The organism is Mesorhizobium sp. M5C.F.Ca.ET.164.01.1.1 (assembly GCF_004792125.1).
GTDB classification, from domain to species: domain Bacteria; phylum Pseudomonadota; class Alphaproteobacteria; order Rhizobiales; family Rhizobiaceae; genus Mesorhizobium; species Mesorhizobium wenxiniae.
On the sequence record NZ_SRTG01000343.1, the window covers coordinates 1 to 329 of the forward strand.

Consider the following 329-nt stretch of genomic DNA (forward strand, 5'->3'; position numbering starts at 1 on the left):
GGCGGCGTCAGCCAGCTTTTCCAGAAGCTCCATCGGGCGCGCGTCGACGGCGCATTTGTACCAGTCGAGCCACAGGTCGCCATCGGAGGCGGAGAAGGTCTGGAACCGCTTGGGGTCGGCGGCGAAGGCCTGGCGCATGCTGGCGGGCGCCGCGGCGCGATGGTCGCGCAAGGCGGCGAGCTTGGCAAAGGGTGAATCCGGATCAAAGCGCTGCGGACGCTCCTCGCGCGGTTTGCCCTGGAAGGCCGGCTTGCTGCCGCCTGCGACATTGCCTTTGCCGTCCTGCCTGTTGCCTTTCCAGTCCGGCTGGCCCTCGCGGCGGCCCCCCT

Annotated in this window: 1 pseudogene; it reads right to left on the reverse strand. The window is 69.6% G+C overall.

From position 1 onward, the window contains the following. Window positions 1-329 (reverse strand): annotated as a pseudogene (locus EN807_RS37235) (hypothetical protein); the annotation flags it as partial.